This window comes from Lonsdalea populi, from assembly GCF_015999465.1.
GTDB classification, from domain to species: Bacteria; Pseudomonadota; Gammaproteobacteria; order Enterobacterales; family Enterobacteriaceae; genus Lonsdalea; species Lonsdalea populi.
Genome location: NZ_CP065534.1, coordinates 229,787 through 246,690, shown reverse-complemented (window position 1 = coordinate 246,690; position 16,904 = coordinate 229,787). Strand labels below are relative to the sequence as shown.

The window sequence follows — 16,904 nt, the reverse complement described above, 5'->3', positions numbered from 1 at the left end:
GAAGGAAAACGCCCCAGCCACGCAGCCTGCGCGGGTGGGGCGATGACGTTTAGAGCAGGATGCGCAGCATACGACGCAGCGGCTCCGCCGCGCCCCACAGCAGCTGATCGCCGACGGTGAAGGCGGACAGATATTGCGGCCCCATATTCAGCTTACGCAGACGACCCACCGGCGTAGACAACGTACCGGTCACGGCAGCGGGCGTCAGTTCACGCATGCTAAGTTCGCGGTCGTTCGGCACCACTTTCACCCAGTCGTTGTGGCTGGCCAGCAACTGTTCGATTTCCGGCACCGCCACGTCTTTCTTCAATTTAATGGTAAATGCCTGGCTGTGGCAGCGCAGCGCGCCGACACGCACGCACAGGCCGTCGACCGGGATCACGTTGCGGGTCGACAGGATCTTGTTGGTCTCCGCCTGCCCTTTCCACTCTTCGCGGCTCTGGCCGTTGTCCAGCTGCTTGTCGATCCACGGGATCAGACTGCCCGCCAGCGGAACGCCGAAATTGTCGGTCGGCAGCGTGCCGCTGCGGGTCAGCGCCGTCACTTTACGTTCGATATCCAGAATGGCGGAGGCCGGACTCTGCAGCTCGTTCGCCACTTCGGCATTCAGCATTCCCATCTGTACCAGCAGTTCACGCATGTGGCGGGCGCCGCCGCCGGACGCCGCCTGATAAGTCGATACGGACACCCAATCCACCAGATCGCTGGCGAACAGGCCGCCCAGCGACATCAGCATCAGGCTGACCGTGCAGTTACCGCCGACAAACGTTTTGATGCCGTCATTCAGCCCCTGCTGGATGACCGCGTGGTTGACCGGGTCCAGAATAATAATGGCGTCATCGCTCATACGCAGCGTGGACGCGGCATCAATCCAGTAACCTTGCCAGCCACTTTCACGCAGCTTCGCATAGACTTCGTTGGTATAATCGCCGCCCTGACAGGTGATGATAATATCCAGCGCCCGCAGCGCCTCCAGGTCGTAGGCATCCTGCAATACGCCCTGCTGCCCGCCGAATGCAGGAGCCGGCTGGCCGTGCTGAGAAGTGGAAAAGAAAATCGGGCGGATAGCATCGAAATCGCGTTCTTCTACCATGCGTTGCATGAGCACCGAACCGACCATTCCGCGCCAGCCAATAAAACCAACATTTTTCATGTGTGCTGTCCTGCTTGGGGGTGACGAAAAGAAGTCTGGCTGCCGTTTCTGGCAGTAACATTGTTTAAAGTGATGGCCTTCAACCTTACAAAATGTACGTAAAGTCGCAAGTTAATTTATTCAATCTCGGCGGCTTTTTCAGCAGCACAGCTAATAACCGAGCGCGAATTCGCGCCTCATGACGACAGGAGTCAACCGCCACATGACCGAAATGATCTCAGCCACCGTTTTACTACTGCTCATCATGGATCCTCTGGGTAACATGCCGATTTTTATGTCGGTACTGAAACCCCTGCCCGCCAAACGTCGTCGCGTCGTATTGATCCGGGAAATGGTGATTGCGCTGGGCGTGATGCTGATTTTTCTGTTCGCGGGAGAGAAAATACTGGCGGTGCTGAATCTGCGTACTGAGACCGTGTCGATTTCCGGCGGGATCATCCTGTTCCTGATCGCTATCCGCATGATATTCCCTTCGCCGAAAAATGAAGCCAACGGTCTGCCGGAAAGCGGTGAACCCTTTCTGGTGCCGCTGGCGATCCCTCTGGTCGCCGGTCCGTCGATATTAGCGGCGCTGATGCTGCTTTCCCATCAATATCCGCAGAAGCTGGCTCATCTGACGCTGGCCCTGCTTATTGCCTGGAGCATCTCTTTCGTGGTCCTGCTGATGTCCAACCTGTTCCTGCGTCTGCTGGGGGATAGAGGGGTCAGCGCGTTGGAAAAACTGATGGGGCTGGTGCTGGTGATGCTCTCTACGCAGATGTTCCTCGACGGCATCCGCACTTACCTGCAGCTGTAATCCGATTTTTCTGCCGGGGGCCTGCCCGGCAGAGGCCCAGCGTCAGATCACCAGGCTCATCAGCAGACAGCCGATCAAACCGCAGACCGCGATGATGGTTTCCAGTACCGACCAGGATTTCAGCGTCTCGCCGATCGTCAGATTGAAATACTCTTTGAACAGCCAAAAGCCGGGATCGTTGACGTGAGAGAAAATCACGCTTCCGGAACCCACGGCAATCACCATCAATTCTGGACTGACGCCGGTTGTGGCGATCAGCGGCGCGACGATACCGCCAGCCGTTATGGCGGCCACGGTCGCCGATCCGAGCGCAATGCGCAGCGCCGCAGCAATCAACCAGGCCAGGAACAGCGGAGACAGGCTGCTGCCCTCCATCATGTGGGCGATATATTTATCCACCCCACTGTCGACCAGCACCTGCTTAAAGGCACCGCCGCCGCCCAGGATTAACAGCATCATAGCGATGATTTTGATGGAGTCTGAGACGGTCGCCATCACTTCATCCATCGTGCGTCCGCGGTTGAGGCCAAAGGTAAAAATCGCGATAAGCACCGAAATCATCGTCGCCATTACCGGGTCGCCGAAGAACTCCGCGTAAGGCAGCAGCACATGTCCGTGCGGCAATACCATTTCAGCGATAGCCCTCACCGCCATCAGAATCACCGGCACTAACGCCGTGCCGACGCTGACGCCGAAACTCGGCATTTCGTCTTCAGAAAATTGTTTGGGGTTGTACAGACCTTCAGGCACCGGTTTATCGATTTTTTTCAAGAAACGGGCGAAGACCGGACCGGCCAGTATGGCGGTGGGGAGCCCCAGCAAGGTGCCGTACAACAACGTTTTACCCATATCCGCCTGGAAAAGCGCCGCGATCGCCGTCGGGGCGGGGTGCGGCGGTAAAAAACCATGGGTGACGGATAACGCCGCGGCCATCGGCACGCCGGCATAAAGCAAAGGAATACGCGCGGAGGCGACGATGGTGAATATCAGCGGCAGCAGCAGGACAAAACCGACTTCATAGAACAAGGCGAAGCCAACGGTGAAACCGGTCAGCATGATGGCCCACTGAATATTTTTGGGGCCGAACCAGTCAATCAGCGTGGTGGCGATTCGTTGCGCCCCCCCGCAGTCCGCCAGCATTTTCCCCAGCATCGCGCCGAAACCCATCACAAGCGCCAGACTGCCTAACGTCCCGCCGACCCCGTTTTTGATAGACGCGATGACTTTATCAACCGGCATTCCCTGCAAGATCCCGACGGTCAGCGCCACCAGCACCAATGCGATAAATCCATTCAGCTTCAATCGAATCATTAACAACAGCAGTAGGGCGACACCGACAGCAACGATGACTAATGGCATAACCTTTCTCCGGCAGAGCCTCATCGCTCCCGGAAATCACCGGGGAACGAAGGCGAAGGTAATTCTGCTGCGGCCCGTCAATGGCCTGGTACGGCAGCAGCGATAAAACATCTGAAGCGATGGGTTAAGCACCATCAGGAAAACGGGCGGCGCCCGTAATGTTACCGGTATCATGATACCGGTAACATGTTAAGAACGGGAACTAACTGGCAGCACTTAATTTACAGTTTGGGATAAAGATCAAATATTGCCGGGTGAGAAGGTCGCTTTCGGTAGTGACGAATTCTTTTGTCGCCAGGACGTTCAGCGGCTAAACATAGCCGCGGTGGAACCCGCCAGTGGGAGAATGTTCATTTGTCACAGCGAAAGAAGCAATAGCGCACCGGCACCCCGGAGACAAGCGCCGCCGCAAATGGATTGATTTACAAACTGTCTCCGGGCAGCAGTTCGAATCCTTCGTCATGCAGGACCGACGTACCCGGCTTGCCGTCCAGACGCGCCAACAGCATTTCGGCCCCCACTTCGCCGATGCGCTCACGCGGGGTAAGGACGCTCGTCAAGCGGGGAACCATCGCTTGGCCGATGTTGTGACCGTGGAAGCCGGCAACCGCCATCTGACGGGGAATACTCAATCCCTGACGCTGGCACTCGAAAATCGCGCCGATCGCCAGGTCGTCGTTGGTGCAGAACACGCTGTCGATGTCGGGGCATTCCATCTGCGCTCGCCGCAGCAGCTCGCCGCCCAGCGTATAAGACGAGGCGCTTTCGCTCATCACGCTGTGGGGGGGCAAACCGGCCTCCTGCATCGCCAGCTCATAGCCCTGCCGTTTCATCAGGGTGCGTTCGTCCAGCCGCGCGCCCAGATACACTACGCGTCGACGTCCTCGCCCGATGATGTGCCGCGTCATTTGTCGTGAGGCTTCGACGTTATCAAAGCCTACCGCCATATCCAGACAGGGTGAAACGGAATCCATCAGTTCCACGACCGGGATACCGGAGACGTTGATCATCTGCCGGGTGCGGGCCGTGTGGGTGCGTTCCGCCAGTATCAAACCGTCGATGTTGTAAGACAGCAGCGACATCAAGCGCTGCTCTTCCTTTTCAGGATGATAGCCATAGTGCGCCAGCATGGTTTGATAACCCCGCGCTTCCGTTACCCGCTCGATGCCGCGTAGCACTTCTGCAAAAACCTGATTCGTCAGCGATGGCAGCAGAACGCCGATAGCGCGGCTGGTGGCGTTGGCCAGAATATGGGGAGTGCGGTTGGGAATGTATCCCAGCTCATCCAGTACGGCGGCGATTTTCTTTTGTAGCGCAGCGGACACCTGGGAGGGATTGCGTAGATAGCGGCTGACCGTCATTTTCGTGACGCCGACGCGATCTGCGACATCCTGAAGAGCCGGTCTTTTCTTCTTGATCATCCGTGGCTACCCAACTCGGGAAAAGTAGTCGGAGTTTAACAAAAAACCGGGTGGCGAGTATCGATCCGATACCGGATTACGACGATTTTCATCACGGCTGAGATCGGTTTCGCAACATCGCTCGGGGCGTCATTGCGTGCTGAAAAGGCTTCGTCACGTTAGGAGGTGCAGACGCCCCGGCTTAGCTGGATTCTCTAAACGGCGTCCGGTGCGTCACGCCGCAAGCGCTTCACTGCACCCAACGCCTGCCCTTACACCGGCGGTAAATCAAACAGCAGGATTTCACTGTCTTCATCTGCGGCGATCGAGAGGGAGCTTTCGTCCCACAGCGCTAACGCATCGCTGGTGCACGCCGGCTGTCCGTTCACCGTGACCGTGCCGCGCACGACCTGGATCCAGACGCGGCGGCCGGTCTCGATGTCATGCACCGCCTGTTCCTGCGCGTTCAACGCCCAGCGCCACAGCGACATGTCCTGAAAGACTTTGAGAGAACCGTCGCGACCCTCCGGCGACAACACCCTCTGTTTACCCTGCTTATCGTCAAAGCGGCGCTGCTCGTAGCGCGGCGTCAACCCTTTACGATCCGGGACGATCCAGATCTGATACAGATGCAGCAACGCATCCGGACTGGCATTGTATTCCGAATGGCGAATACCGGTACCCGCGCTCATAATCTGGAACTCTCCGGCCGGGATCCGTTCGTGATTACCCATGCTGTCCTGATGTTCAACAGTCCCGGACAACACATAGATCAGAATTTCCATGTCCCGGTGCGGATGCATACCGAAGCCCTGCCCCCCCTCAATGCGATCTTCGTTGATCACCCGCAGGGCGGAAAATCCCATGAAGTCAGGGTCGTAGTAATCGGCAAATGAAAACGTATGCCAGCTGTCGAGCCAGCTGTGATTGGCATGTCCGCGCTGCTGCGCCTGACGTAAATAGATCATCGTTGCTTCCTCCGTCGTTTTGAACAGTTTAGCGACGGCTAGGCGGGAAGATAGCGTAAAAAACTCACCGTGCAGTTCAAAAAAATAGCGGGATTTACGGAAACCGGATTCCTAAAATAATGCGGACAAAAAAAAGCCAGCACCCGAGCTGGCTAAATAAATACTGGAAGCAATGTGAGCAATGTCGTGCTTTCACAGCAAAACCTCGCTGAATCGTTAAGATCGAGACAAGGGGGTTTTCCCGGAACGCGTGGCAATAATAATCATTATCATTCGCACCTGTAAAGCATTTTTTGGTCTTGTCACCCTGCTGACATAGTCCACACTCTGACTCGTCCAGACGTACCGCAGATCCGTCAGCGATTAATCAGCGGGGCATACAGTCCACGCAGGTAGTTCGGCACCGCATCATCCGCGTTGGTGCCGATCACTTCCAGCTCAGGCAAACGGTCCTTCAAGCGCTGGTGAGCAGCCGCCATGATGCAGCCTTTTCCCGCCATCGAGAGCATTTCCAAGTCGTTCATGCCGTCGCCGAAGGCGATACAATCCTTCACGCCGCGCCCCATGAGTTTCGCCACCTGCTCCAGCGCATGTCCTTTCGATACGCCGCCCGCCATGACTTCCAGGCAGTTCACCGAGGAAAAGCTCACGTTGACGCGGTCACCCCAGCGAGCGTTGAGCGCCTCTTCCAATGGCAGCAGGCGTTCGTGTTCATCGCAGGTGAAAAAGATTTTCCCGACGTCGTCGGTGTTCAGCGACATCGGGTCGAACAGCTGATACTTGAAAACGGATTCCTGGAAGAACTGCTCTTCTTCCGGTCGGGAGCGGCTCATGAACCAGTCATCGCCCCGATAGATATGAGTGAGGATGTCCTCACGGTCGTACATAATGCCGAACAGGTCGCGCGCGATATCGCTGTCCAGATTATGGCTGACCAGCAGTTCTCCGTCGGTGTTGTGCACGCGGGCCCCGTTTGAGGTGATCATGTATGCGCTGATCCCCAGTTTGTCGCGGATCTGTGCAACGTCTTTATGGTGCCGTCCGGTGGCGAAGACAAAATGAATGCCCTGCTCCGTCAGCAACTGCAACGTTTCTCTGGCATAAGGGGTAAGCGTATGAGCGGGGGACAGCAGCGTGCCATCCAAATCGGAAGCGACAATGGGGTACATACGTTGGAATCTAACCTCCGCAGGTTAAACGCGGCCGGGCCGCAGAATTTAATGATATTGCGCAAAATGGTGCAGAATCCGACGAAACACGTCGGCACGCACCGTGTCTTCTTCAAACAGCATGTCATGTCGGGCGCCGCGTATCCTTTGCGGTTTTCCTCCGGCCACCGGATGACCGGCCACGGCCATCGCCCTGCAGAATGCATCCTGTCCGCCGTTATCCACCACCCGGTCGTCCTCCGCCTGCAGCACGAGCAGCGGCGTCGTTATCTTCGCCGCTCTCGACATTAAATCCTTTCCCGCCAGCAGCGCTTCCCGCACCCAGTGATAGGTGGGGCCGCCGATCCGCAAAGACGGGTCGTCGGCATAGGTCCGCACACTGCGCAGATGCCGGGCACGGCTGTGGGTCAACACGTTGAGGACATAAGGCAATGGCCGCCACTGGTTGGCGCCAATGGCGAAGTAGTCACGCAGTTTCGGGTGGCGTTCGGTGCGATCCAGAATGCGCCAGGCCAGCCATTCCGGCATCGGCAGATGGATATCGCACATAGGGGCGCACAGCGCGGCGGCATCGAACGCCTCAGGCCTACGGGCCAGAAAATCGGCCAGAATCACGCCGCCCATTGAGTGCGCCAACGCAAAGCGCCGTCGATACCCGCTTTTCGCCAGTTGCAGCTGCCAGAACTGCGCTACGTCATCCACATAGTCACTGAAATTTTCGACATGACCGCGATGCGTATCTTTCAGCAAACGTCCCGAACGCCCTTGCCCGCGATGATCCATCATCAGCACATCATAACCATTGTGGAACAGGTCGTAGGCGACCTCAGAATATTTGACGTAGCTGTCGGTGCGGCCAGTGAGCAGCATCACAACCTGATGATGACGCGGAGAGGTAAAGCGGGCAAAGCGAATGGGAACGCAGTCGACGCCGATAAACTCGCCCTCATCCCGCCGCCGCCAGAAGTCCAGCAAAGGTCCGGTGGAAAACGCAGCGTACTGCGCCTCTCGGTTGAATAGACACTCAGGGTACTGAGTCATCACAGATTCTCGCGGTTATTCATGGCGGCTAAACCTGGTTTTGTGAGCTCTGGCACAAAGATCGGCGTTGGCGTATTGTGGCATAATAAGTGACATTCAGGGAGCACTGACGCATGACCATTGAGTGGTGGTTTACCTATCTTGTAACCACATTGATTCTGAGCCTTTCGCCGGGTTCCGGCGCTATCAACACCATGAGTACCGGCATCAGTCACGGTTATCGCGGAGCCTTTGCCTCGATTGCCGGCCTACAGGTCGGGCTGTTCTGCCATATTGTCCTGGTGGGCATCGGTCTGGGCGCGCTGTTGTCTCAGTCCGCATTGGCGTTTGAAGTGCTTAAATGGGTCGGAGCGGGCTATCTGATTTGGCTTGGCATTCAGCAGTGGCGCAGCGCGGGCGGTCTGGATTTGAATACGCTGGCAAACACCATGCCGCGGAGCAGACTGTTCAAACGGGCCGTGCTGGTCAATTTGACCAACCCGAAAAGCATCGTTTTTCTGGCCGCGCTGTTTCCGCAATTCGTGATCCCGCACCAGCCTCAGTCCATGCAATATGTTGTACTGGGCGTCACCACCATCGCCGTGGATATCGTCGTGATGATTGGTTACGCCACGCTGGCGACCCGCATCGCCAAATGGCTGAAGGGACCTCGGCAGGTCAAACGACTGAACAGGGTCTTCGGTTCAATGTTTATTATGGTGGGAGCACTGCTGGCCTCCGCTCGTCGGGCGTAATCCGGCGTCGAGCCAGAGGTCATGGCGAGGCGTTCGCCATGACCTCGCATTAGCGCGATACGATAAGATGAATGCCGAATCCCGCGAAGAGCACGCCCGCCACGCCGTCCACCCATTTCGCCAAACGCTGGTAGCCTCGACGCATCACCGGCAGCGCAAACGCCATCGCCACCAAGGTGAACCACGCCAGCGTTTCCAGCGAAATCAGCGCAAACAGTCCCCAGCGTTCGCTTGGGCCCACGCTATCACCGACGAACAACGAGAAGACGCTGCCGAAGTAAATCAACGCTTTGGGGTTGGACAGATTAGTGACTAAACCACGAATGAAGAACTTACCGCGCTTGGGCAAGTCGACGCTGACCTCAGCACCCTCGGGCTGCTGCGCTTTCTGACGCGCGGAGCGCAACATCTGCCATCCCATCCAGCACAGGTAAAGCCCACCGCCGACGGTGACGATGCGGTGCAGCCACGCCATCTCCATCAGCAGCAGATGCAGGCCCATCAAAGCTATCGACGCCCAGACCACCACGCCCAGCGTGATGCCCAATACGCCCATCATCGCTTCACGGCGCGAGCGGCTGGCCGCAATCTGCGAAACGAAAAAAAAGTCCGGCCCAGGACTCATCAGGGCGATGAAATGCACCAGCGCGACGGTCAGAAACAGCATGATCATGATGAAACGCCCCTTGTCATTGTCTCGTCGCCATTATGCGGCGAGGGCTCGCGCCACCTACTCGTCGTTTTCCAGATGCTCGCGGATGAGCGTCATGAACGGCACGCCGAAACGCTCGAGTTTGCGTTGACCTACACCGTTGACGTTCAGCAGTTCGCTGGCCGTGACCGGCAGGATTTCCGCCATCTCCAGCAGCGTCGCATCGCTGAAGACCACGTAAGGCGGAATGTTGTTTTCATCAGCGATGGATTTACGCAGCTTGCGCAGTTTGGCGAACAGTTTGCGGTCGTAGTTGCCGCCGTAAGATTTCTGGCCGACGCGCGGTTTCAGGTTGATCAACCGTGGTACGGCGAGTTGCAGCGGCATGTCACCGCGCAGAACCGGTCTGGCCGCTTCGGTCAGTTGCAGCGCGGAGTGCTGCACCACGTTCTGCATCAGCAGCCCCAGATGAATGAGCTGGCGCAGCACGCTCACCCACTGTTCCTGCGTTTTATCTTTGCCGAGGCCGTAGACCGGCAGCTTGTCGTGACCAAACTCGCGAATACGCTGGTTATTGGCGCCGCGCAGCACTTCCGCGATATAACCAATACCGAATCGCTGCCCCACGCGATAGACGCAGGAAAGCGCTTTCTGTGCATCGACCAGTCCGTCATAGCTTTTAGGCGGGTCCAGACAGACGTCGCAGTTGCCGCACGACTGCTGGCGCCCTTCACCAAAGTAGTTGAGCAGCACCAGTCGTCGACAGGTCTGCGCTTCCGCAAACGCGCCCATGGCGTTGAGCTTGTGACGCTCGATATCCAGCTGCGGACCCGCCGGTTTTTCTTCCAGACAACGGCGCAACCAGGCCATATCGGCGGGATCGTAAAACAGCGCCGCTTCCGCAGGCAGGCCATCACGCCCCGCGCGGCCGGTCTCCTGATAATAAGATTCGATGTTGCGCGGAATGTCGAAATGCACCACGAAGCGAACATTGGGTTTGTTGATCCCCATCCCGAATGCCACCGTAGCCACCACGACCTGCAGATCGTCGCGCAGAAACGCTTCCTGCACCTGCGCCCGGCGTTCGTTCTCCAGGCCCGCATGATAGGCCCCCACGCTCAGGCCGCGATTTTGCAGGCGAGCGCACAGGTCTTCAACCTTCGCACGGCTATTGCAGTAAACGATGCCGCATTTACCGCGTTGGCCTTGCACGAACATCCACAGCTGATCGAGCGGCTTGAATTTTTCCACCAGCGTATAGCGAATGTTGGGGCGGTCGAAGCTGCTGATGTGAATCAGGGGATCGTGCAAATCCAGCAGGCGCACGATGTCCTGACGCGTGGTGTCATCCGCCGTGGCGGTCAGCGCCACCACCGGCAGGCCGGGGAAACGCTGTTTCACCTGTCCCAGCGCCCGGTACTCTGGCCGGAAATCATGCCCCCATTGGGAAATACAGTGCGCTTCGTCGACGGCAATCATCGCCAGCGGCCAGTAAGACAGGTGCTCGAGAAAACTGTCAGAAGTCAGGCGCTCAGGGGCGATATAGAGGAGTTTGACGTCGCCGTTGCGGCAGCCGGTCATGACCTGATGCTGCTGCTCGCGCGTTTGCGTGGAGTTGAGACAGGCGGCGGAAACGCCGTAGGCCTGAAGCTGATCCACCTGGTCTTTCATCAGGGAAATCAGCGGAGACACCACCAGCGTCAGCCCCTCCATGACGAGAGCGGGTATTTGATAACACAGGGATTTGCCGCCACCCGTGGGCATGATCGCCAGGCAGTCCTGCCCATTTAGGGCAGCGTTGATGATCGCTTGTTGACCGGGCCGGAACTGCTGATACCCGAAGGTTTCGCGCAACACCTGCGTCGCCAGCGCTTCTTTATTCAATACTTCTGCCGTAGACACGCCTTCACCGCTTTTATAAAAACAAACAGGCGCTATTTTCAGCGCCGTTTGATAAAACTGCAACGTTTGTATGCAGGCTTTTACTTACCGCCCTCGGCAATGCCGGCCGAAAGCGGCCTCAGAACATATCGTTCAGGGTCACGCCGACGCCGACACGCGTCTGACGATGGTTGTAGTCGATCAGTGATTCGCCGTAGCCGCTGAAGACTTTGGTGTAGAAACGCACATGCTCCGTCAGCGGGTAACTCCAGCTGACTTCACCGCCGCCGTAGCCGCTGTTCCAGTTATAACGCCCTTCCGCGCTGAAAATGCTGTCGCCCCACAGGTAGCCGACCCGCACGCGATAATGTCCCATGTAGCGGGTGATATCCGGGTTGTCATCTTTGCTGTCGGAAAAACGTAGCCAGGGTTTCAGCTCCACCTGCCAGTTGCCGTTCTGCGCCATCAGGCGCGCGTAGGCCCGGTTCCAGCTGCGTGAGGTGGGATCGGAACGGCCATTCGACTGGTGGTTGAAGCCCACTTCTACGTCACGTAAGGTCCAGCCCGCCAGACTGTAGTCCGTCGCCCAGCCCAGGAAGATCTGAGGCTCATAGTTGATTTCACGGAACGGGGACGACTCGCTTTTATTGGAAAGCTGCCACCAGGAGCCTTGGGTGTAAGACGCGCCGAGCAGCGAGTTGTCGCCCAAAATACCGCGCCAAAGCGGGAATCCTAAACTAATCTGGAAGTTAACCTCGTCTTTGCGAGCGTTGTTTCCCCAGTTGTAGCTCTGAATCGCTTCCCGGTTGAGGTTGCTGGTATAGGTGTAAAGCAGGTAGTTACTTTCATAAGGGTAAAGAATGAACGGACTGTCATGTTTTTGCAGCAGGCTGGCGATAATGCTGCCGCGGACCGCCGATTTGTCATGAATTTCCTGCGCTGTAGCTTCCTGCGCCTGAACCTGCGCCGTTAGCAGCAATGCCAGCACACCACCCCAATTTTTACGCATGCACGAATTTCTCCAACTGTCCGTAAGGTTTTTTTTGATTTGACGCTGGCATTGTACACAGAAAATAACCGGTCACGTTATTGGCAGCGATGAATCGGTTTTTTCTGTATGGCGGCGGCTTTCATTTCCCACTCACCGTCCTTTTTCACGACGCACCGCGCGGATTAACCCTGTAGTTTCCCTGTCAGACAACGCCACATCTCATGCTGGGGAAAACCGCTATTACCGCCGAAATTACGGCAATATACGGGTGTTGACGGGATTTATTTTCAGTAAAATAGTCGTTTCCCCCTGTTTACACTGAGCAATAACAATGGAAACGCAGCAAACTCGCCAGGGAGTCCTATTCGCTCTCGGCGCTTACATCATCTGGGGTATCGCCCCGGCCTACTTCAAACTCATCGAACAGGTTCCCGCCTCTGAAATTGTTTCACATCGCGTGATTTGGTCATTCTTTTTTATCCTAATTCTGCTCAGCGCAAGTCGCCAATGGAAGCAGGCCTTCGCCCTCCTGCAACAGCCAAAAAGGTTATTGATGCTGGCGGTGACCGCCCTGTTCATCGGCAGCAACTGGCTGATCTATATCTGGGCCGTCAACCACCACCACATGCTGGAAGCCAGCCTGGGTTATTTCATTAATCCGCTGGTCAGCGTGCTGCTCGGGCTTCTGTTTCTCGGCGAAAGATTCCGTCCCATACAGTGGCTCGCCGTCGCGCTGGCGGTGTGCGGCGTACTGGTGCAGTTGTGGAAATTCGGCTCCCTGCCGTTTCTCGCATTGTGGCTGGCCTTTAGCTTTTCCGTTTATGGCCTGTTGCGCAAAAAAATCGGTGTCGATGCACAAACGGGCATGCTGGTCGAAACCCTCTGGCTGCTGCCTGTCGCTCTGGTATATCTGTTTTGCTTTGCCGATACGCCGACCAGCCATTTGACGCAAAACTCGTTGTCGCTGGATCTGCTGCTGCTCTCAGCCGGGATCGTCACTACCGTCCCGCTGCTGTTCTTCACCGCCGCCGCCGTGCGCCTGCATCTTTCTACGCTGGGCTTCTTCCAGTACATCGGCCCAACGCTGATGTTTTTACTGGCCGTCGTGGTTTACGGCGAACCATTTGCTCAGGATCAGTGGATTACCTTTGCTTTCATCTGGCTGGGGCTGGCGGTTTTCATCGGCGACGCGCTGCGCTCACAGCAAAAGCAGATGCATAAACGTCCGGCGTAAAGAACAGGCCTCGTCGCTAGCGACGAGGCCTGTTCTTTCTTTCGTCCGGCGGTGGGTTACAACCAGTTGCGGCGTTTAAAGTACAGGTAAGGCGCCAGACCGGCCAATACCATCAGCACCAGCGCCGCCGGATAGCCAAAGGCCAACTTCAGTTCCGGCATAAATTCAAAGTTCATACCGTAGCTGGAAGCCACCAGCGTCGGCGGCAGGAACACCACGGACACCACCGAGAAGATCTTGATGATGCGGTTCTGTTCGATATTGATGAAACCCATCGCCGCCTGCATCAGAAAGTTCACTTTCTGGAACAGCGATTCGTTATGCGGCAACAGCGATTCGATATCTCGCAGAATTTCCCGCGCCTGCTCCAGTTGACCGCTCGGCAGCCGCGCTTTGCGCACCAGGAAGTTCAGCGCTCGCTGGGTATCCATCAGACACAAACGCACCTTCCAGCCGATATCTTCCAGCTCCGCCAGCGTCGACAGCGCGTCGTCGTACTCGTCGCCCTGGCGGCCATCCATGATGACGCGACTCAACGCTTCCAGATCGCTATAGATGTTTTCAATTTCATCCGCCAACTGCTCGATTTTGGTTTCAAACAGGTCGAGCAACAGCTCATAGGCATTGCCGTCAATCAGCGTCTGCCCGCGAGCGCGCATGCGATACAGGCGAAACGCCGGCAGCTCACGTTCACGCAAGGTGTACAAACGTCCGTCACGGATGGTGAACGCCACGGTGGCGTTGCCCGCATGATCTTCCGCATCTTCGTAAAAGAAGAAGGAGTGAATATGCAGGCCGTCTTCATCCTCAAAGAAACGCGCGGAGGCTTCAATGTCTTCCAGTTCGGGGCGAGTCGCCAGCGTTTGTCCCAATTGAGTTTGTACCTGATCTCGCTCGATAATGTCCGGCTCGACCAAGTCCACCCATACCGATGAGGTGAGATCCTGGCTCTCTTCCATTTCCAGACGGGTTAAACGGCTGTTTTCCAGCTTGAATGCGCTCAGCATAGGTCATGCTCCCTAAAGGTGTTCTGACAGGGACAATACGCGCTTGAAACACAGAAAGAGGGTGAAAAATCACCATCAGATTCCAGACCGTTTGACGGTGCTGACTCGTTGCGATGTATGAAGAGATCGCTGACAACCACTAAGGCTATCAGCAACGGAGGATAGCCTTAGTGGTTGTACCTAAGAAATAGGTGGGTGAGCCAGTATCGACTGGGTGTGTCCAAGGCGCGGGTCCTCCGGGAATAATGATGCGCGCATGTTACGCTGAGATGAAAAAGGCTGTCAACACGCACGCAGGCCATTAATGCAACAATCTGTTCAGTCATCAGTTTATACGATGTCCAGCTTTGCATAAGCCGCCACCAGCCATTTTATCCCCTGACCAGGGAAGGCGACCTGAACGCGGCAATGATCGCCGCCGCCTTCAAGATTCACAATGGTCCCTTCGCCGAATTTGGCATGACGCACGCGCTGCCCCAGCTTATAGCCGCTGTCGCTCTCGGAAATGAGCGTTCCCAGCCGCTGCTGGTTGACGGGCCGCGACACGCTGGCGCGCAGTCGAACCTCCTCCACGCACTCCTGCGGCAGTTCACCGATAAAACGCGACGGACGGTGATACACCTCTTTGCCGTATAGACGGCGGGTTTCCGCGTAGGTCATCGTCAGTTTACGCATCGCACGGGTCACCCCGACATACGCCAGTCGGCGCTCTTCCTCCAGTCGTCCGCCCTCTTCGAGAGACATCTGGCTTGGAAACATGCCCTCTTCCATCCCGACGATGAACACCTGGGGAAATTCCAGCCCTTTGGCGGAGTGCAGCGTCATCAGCTGGACCGCATCCTGATAGGCGTCCGCCTGCCCTTCTCCCGCTTCCAGCGCCGCATGAGACAGAAACGCCTGCAGCGGCATCAGGTCCTGATCTTCTTCCTGATAACTGTACTGACGCGTCGCGGTAACCAGTTCCTCCAGGTTCTCGATGCGGGTCTGGCCCTTCTCGCCTTTTTCCTGTTCGTACATGCTCCACAGGCCGGAATCTTTGATCACGCGGTCAGTTTGTACGTGCAGCGGCTGCTCGGCGGTATCGTTGGCCAGCGCGTCCACCAGTTCGAGGAAACGCTGCAACGCACCGGCGGCGCGTCCGGCCAGCGCCTTCTCCTGTAGCAACGCGCGCGTGGCCTGCCACAGGGTCAGTTGACGGTCGCGCGCCGCCTGACGCACCACGTCCAGCGTCCGGTCGCCGATGCCGCGCGTCGGGGTATTCACCACGCGTTCATACGCCGCATCGTCGTTACGGTTGGCGATCAGCCGCAGGTAGGCCAGGGCATCTTTGATTTCCTGTCGTTCGAAGAAGCGCATTCCGCCATAAATGCGATAGGGCAGGCTTTGCTGTAGCAGCGCCTCTTCCAGCACACGAGATTGGGCGTTGCTCCGGTAGAGAATGGCGCACTCGTTCAGGCTGCCGCCCATTTCCTGCCACGCCTTGATGCGGCTGACGACAAACCGCGCTTCGTCCAGTTCGTTGAACGCGCAGTACAGGGAGATCGGGTCGCCTTCGACGCCGTCGGTCCACAAATTTTTCCCCAGACGATCGCCGTTATGGGCGATCAGGGCATTGGCCGCGTTGAGGATGTTGGCGCTGGAGCGATAGTTCTGCTCCAGGCGGATGGTCGAAGCCTGTGGGAAATCATTCAGGAAATGCTGAATGTTTTCGACCTGCGCCCCGCGCCAGCCGTAGATAGATTGATCATCGTCACCCACGATCATGACTCGGGCGCTGTCGCCCGCCAGCATACGCACCCAGGCATACTGAATACGGTTGGTGTCCTGGAATTCGTCCACCAGAATGTTGTTAAAGCGACTCCGGTAGTGCTGAAGAATGTGCGGCTTGTTCAGCCACAGTTCGTGGGCGCGCAGCAGCAGTTCGGCGAAATCCACCAGCCCGGCCCGATCGCAGGCTTCCTGATAAGCCTGATAAACGCGCAGCCAAGTCTGCTCCACCGGATTGCCGTAGCTTTCGATATGCTGAGGACGCAGGCCTTCGTCTTTTTTGCCGTTGATGTACCACATCGCCTGCCGCGGCGGCCACTGTTTGTCGTCCAGATTGAGCGCTTTGACCAGACGCTTAAGCAGACGCAGCTGGTCTTCGCTGTCCAAAATCTGAAAGTCCTGCGGCAGTCCGGCATCAAGATGATGCGCGCGCAGCAGCCGATGGGCCAGACCGTGAAAAGTCCCGATCCACATGCCGCCCTGACTGGTACCAATTAGCTGTTCGATGCGATGGCGCATCTCTGCGGCGGCTTTATTAGTGAACGTCACCGCCATGATGGAGTACGGCGAGCAATTCTCCACCGACATCAGCCAGGCGATACGATGCACCAGCACCCGCGTCTTGCCGCTGCCAGCCCCGGCCAGCACCAGCATGTTGCTGCGGGGAGCCGCGACGGCGTCGCGCTGTTTATCGTTCAGGCTGTCGAGCAGATCAGATACGTCCATAGGCGTCGGTTATCCGTGAAAAGGGC

The 16,904-nt window shown here is 57.1% G+C and carries 15 protein-coding genes; 3 read left to right on the top strand and 12 right to left on the bottom strand.

Going from position 1 to position 16,904, the window contains the following annotated elements; all coding sequences use genetic code 11:
* Positions 1-49: 49 nt before the first annotated feature.
* Positions 50-1,153 (bottom strand): aspartate-semialdehyde dehydrogenase, encoded by a 1,104-nt coding sequence (asd, locus tag I6N93_RS01125; RefSeq protein WP_085687257.1) that lies wholly within the window; start codon positions 1,151-1,153, stop codon positions 50-52.
* 202 nt (positions 1,154-1,355) lie between these two features.
* On the opposite strand from asd, the gene I6N93_RS01120 reads away from it, so the two are divergent.
* Entirely contained in the window at positions 1,356-1,949 is a 594-nt protein-coding gene (locus I6N93_RS01120) for a YhgN family NAAT transporter (protein ID WP_085687259.1), read from the top strand.
* A gap of 42 nt (positions 1,950-1,991) precedes the next feature.
* Here the strand turns inward: I6N93_RS01120 and gntT are convergent, their stop codons facing one another.
* From gntT to pldB, 5 genes are all read right to left on the bottom strand, one after another.
* A complete protein-coding gene (gene gntT / locus I6N93_RS01115) occupies positions 1,992-3,308 on the bottom strand; it encodes a gluconate transporter (RefSeq protein WP_085687261.1) in 1,317 nt (438 codons plus the stop codon).
* Positions 3,309-3,730: 422 nt separating this feature from the next.
* The gene (gene gntR, locus I6N93_RS01110) at positions 3,731-4,726 is read right to left on the bottom strand and encodes a gluconate operon transcriptional repressor GntR (protein WP_085687300.1); all 996 of its coding nucleotides are present in this window, start codon (positions 4,724-4,726) and stop codon (positions 3,731-3,733) included.
* A 254-nt stretch (positions 4,727-4,980) separates the two neighbouring features.
* Positions 4,981-5,676 (bottom strand): pirin family protein, encoded by a 696-nt coding sequence (locus I6N93_RS01105; protein ID WP_085687263.1) that lies wholly within the window; start codon positions 5,674-5,676, stop codon positions 4,981-4,983.
* A gap of 356 nt (positions 5,677-6,032) precedes the next feature.
* Complete coding sequence (gene yigL, locus I6N93_RS01100; RefSeq protein ID WP_085687265.1) at positions 6,033-6,845, bottom strand: sugar/pyridoxal phosphate phosphatase YigL; 813 nt, start codon at positions 6,843-6,845, stop codon at positions 6,033-6,035.
* A 48-nt stretch (positions 6,846-6,893) separates the two neighbouring features.
* Entirely contained in the window at positions 6,894-7,886 is a 993-nt protein-coding gene (gene pldB / locus I6N93_RS01095) for a lysophospholipase L2 (RefSeq protein WP_085687267.1), read from the bottom strand.
* A 113-nt stretch (positions 7,887-7,999) separates the two neighbouring features.
* Between pldB and rhtB the strand changes: the two genes are divergently transcribed.
* A complete protein-coding gene (gene rhtB, locus I6N93_RS01090; protein ID WP_085687269.1) occupies positions 8,000-8,620 on the top strand; it encodes a homoserine/homoserine lactone efflux protein in 621 nt (206 codons plus the stop codon).
* A gap of 49 nt (positions 8,621-8,669) precedes the next feature.
* Here the strand turns inward: rhtB and rhtC are convergent, their stop codons facing one another.
* The 3 genes from rhtC to pldA all read right to left on the bottom strand — a co-directional run bounded on the left by rhtC (position 8,670) and on the right by pldA (position 12,162).
* Positions 8,670-9,293, bottom strand: coding sequence for a threonine export protein RhtC (gene rhtC, locus I6N93_RS01085; RefSeq protein ID WP_085687271.1), 624 nt, complete (start codon positions 9,291-9,293; stop codon positions 8,670-8,672).
* 57 nt (positions 9,294-9,350) lie between these two features.
* Entirely contained in the window at positions 9,351-11,174 is a 1,824-nt protein-coding gene (gene recQ / locus I6N93_RS01080; protein ID WP_085687302.1) for an ATP-dependent DNA helicase RecQ, read from the bottom strand.
* A gap of 118 nt (positions 11,175-11,292) precedes the next feature.
* Positions 11,293-12,162, bottom strand: coding sequence for a phospholipase A (gene pldA / locus I6N93_RS01075; protein ID WP_085687273.1), 870 nt, complete (start codon positions 12,160-12,162; stop codon positions 11,293-11,295).
* A 313-nt stretch (positions 12,163-12,475) separates the two neighbouring features.
* Here pldA and rarD point away from each other — a divergent pair, with 313 nt between their 5' ends.
* Entirely contained in the window at positions 12,476-13,378 is a 903-nt protein-coding gene (gene rarD / locus I6N93_RS01070) for an EamA family transporter RarD (RefSeq protein WP_085687275.1), read from the top strand.
* Positions 13,379-13,434: 56 nt separating this feature from the next.
* Here the strand turns inward: rarD and corA are convergent, their stop codons facing one another.
* From corA to uvrD, 3 genes are all read right to left on the bottom strand, one after another.
* Positions 13,435-14,385, bottom strand: coding sequence for a magnesium/cobalt transporter CorA (gene corA / locus I6N93_RS01065; protein WP_085687277.1), 951 nt, complete (start codon positions 14,383-14,385; stop codon positions 13,435-13,437).
* A 167-nt stretch (positions 14,386-14,552) separates the two neighbouring features.
* Positions 14,553-14,687, bottom strand: coding sequence for a YsgD/CorL family protein (gene ysgD / locus I6N93_RS17400; protein WP_369007705.1), 135 nt, complete (start codon positions 14,685-14,687; stop codon positions 14,553-14,555).
* Positions 14,688-14,715: 28 nt separating this feature from the next.
* Positions 14,716-16,878: a DNA helicase II gene (uvrD, locus tag I6N93_RS01060; RefSeq protein WP_085687279.1), complete on the bottom strand. Its 2,163-nt coding sequence runs from the start codon at positions 16,876-16,878 to the stop codon at positions 14,716-14,718.
* Between the last annotated feature and the right edge of the window lie 26 nt (positions 16,879-16,904).

Excerpts from the sequence above, each read along its gene's own strand:
- asd (WP_085687257.1), bottom strand. The coding sequence starts at position 1,153 with ATGAAAAATGTTGGTTTTATTGGCTGGCGCGGAATGGTCGGTTCGGTG.
- I6N93_RS01120 (WP_085687259.1), top strand. The coding sequence starts at position 1,356 with ATGACCGAAATGATCTCAGCCACCGTTTTACTACTGCTCATCATGGAT.
- gntT (WP_085687261.1), bottom strand. The coding sequence starts at position 3,308 with ATGCCATTAGTCATCGTTGCTGTCGGTGTCGCCCTACTGCTGTTGTTA.
- I6N93_RS01105 (WP_085687263.1), bottom strand. The coding sequence starts at position 5,676 with ATGATCTATTTACGTCAGGCGCAGCAGCGCGGACATGCCAATCACAGC.
- yigL (WP_085687265.1), bottom strand. The coding sequence starts at position 6,845 with ATGTACCCCATTGTCGCTTCCGATTTGGATGGCACGCTGCTGTCCCCC.
- pldB (WP_085687267.1), bottom strand. The coding sequence starts at position 7,886 with ATGACTCAGTACCCTGAGTGTCTATTCAACCGAGAGGCGCAGTACGCT.
- rhtB (WP_085687269.1), top strand. The coding sequence starts at position 8,000 with ATGACCATTGAGTGGTGGTTTACCTATCTTGTAACCACATTGATTCTG.
- rhtC (WP_085687271.1), bottom strand. The coding sequence starts at position 9,293 with ATGATCATGCTGTTTCTGACCGTCGCGCTGGTGCATTTCATCGCCCTG.
- pldA (WP_085687273.1), bottom strand. The coding sequence starts at position 12,162 with ATGCGTAAAAATTGGGGTGGTGTGCTGGCATTGCTGCTAACGGCGCAG.
- rarD (WP_085687275.1), top strand. The coding sequence starts at position 12,476 with ATGGAAACGCAGCAAACTCGCCAGGGAGTCCTATTCGCTCTCGGCGCT.
- corA (WP_085687277.1), bottom strand. The coding sequence starts at position 14,385 with ATGCTGAGCGCATTCAAGCTGGAAAACAGCCGTTTAACCCGTCTGGAA.
- ysgD (WP_369007705.1), bottom strand. The coding sequence starts at position 14,687 with ATGGCCTGCGTGCGTGTTGACAGCCTTTTTCATCTCAGCGTAACATGC.
- uvrD (WP_085687279.1), bottom strand. The coding sequence starts at position 16,878 with ATGGACGTATCTGATCTGCTCGACAGCCTGAACGATAAACAGCGCGAC.